Consider the following 915-nt stretch of genomic DNA (forward strand, 5'->3'; position numbering starts at 1 on the left):
TATAGTCACTGCACTACAAAAGAGTTATGATTTGGATGAATATCATAAAACAATTTAGATAAGTCATTTTCCATCCAGCCTTGACGTAGAAACTTCACTTGAGCCCACTTCTTCTCGATGGGATTTAAGTCAGGACTATAAGGTGGTAAGAATAGAAGCCTGTGACCATGCCTGTTTAGCAGCTTTTGAACGCGCTTATGAAAGGCAGCATTATCCATAACGATCACACATTTTCTCTTAAGCTTTGGTATCAGCGTGAACTTGCACCAGTGATAGAAAACCTTTTTATTAATGTTGTTCTTTAAGCCATCGAGTGCAAACAGCGTTTTGCCATATAGTGCACCAATGACGTTGGTTCGATCTTTGGCTTGCCAGTTATAACGGTCAATGCAAGGGCTACCAATGGGTGCATAACCAAAGGGACGCATCGTTTCACTCTCAAAGCCACTCTCGTCCATATAGACAATAGCAAAGCCTTGAGTAATGTAGTGATTAAGCTTGGCCAGATAAGTCGCTCTTTTTACAGGACAGGCTTTGGGATGCTCAAGTGTCTTTTTTTTTGCTAACACCAATACGCTTTAAGGCTTTACTGATGCCTGTTGGGCTACATCTGAAACGCTGGGCTCGCTCATAGTGATAATCATCAGGGTAATCCTTAACATCTTGAGCTAAGGCTTCATCCTCTATTTTGTAGGGCTTAATATATCGGGTGGTCTTACTATGAAGACGCTTTTTCCACTTCTGGATGGTCGTTGGACTGATATCATAGAAAACAGCAGCTTCGGCAAAGGTCATGCCCTCATCTAAGCTTTTTAAGACTTGTTTGCGATAATCTAGGGAGTAAGTCATGGTTATTTATTGTGGTAATCGTTTAGTTGATTTATTTTATAACACTTTTATGGTCAGGTGACTATA

At 40.4% G+C, this 915-nt stretch carries 2 protein-coding genes; both read right to left on the reverse strand.

Annotation, left to right across the window (positions count from 1 at the left end):
* Positions 1-5: 5 nt before the first annotated feature.
* Positions 6-569: a transposase gene (locus tag JMX13_RS13570; RefSeq protein ID WP_201613345.1), complete on the reverse strand. Its 564-nt coding sequence runs from the start codon at positions 567-569 to the stop codon at positions 6-8.
* Positions 544-849 carry an IS630 transposase-related protein gene (locus JMX13_RS13575; RefSeq protein WP_201613348.1) on the reverse strand — a complete coding sequence of 102 codons (306 nt, stop codon included), beginning with the start codon at positions 847-849 and terminating at the stop codon, positions 544-546. The genes JMX13_RS13570 and JMX13_RS13575 overlap by 26 nt, the downstream gene beginning before the upstream one ends.
* Positions 850-915 lie beyond the last annotated feature (66 nt).

It is taken from the genome of Psychrobacter immobilis, from assembly GCF_904846285.1.
Lineage (GTDB): Bacteria > Pseudomonadota > Gammaproteobacteria > Pseudomonadales > Moraxellaceae > Psychrobacter > Psychrobacter immobilis_D.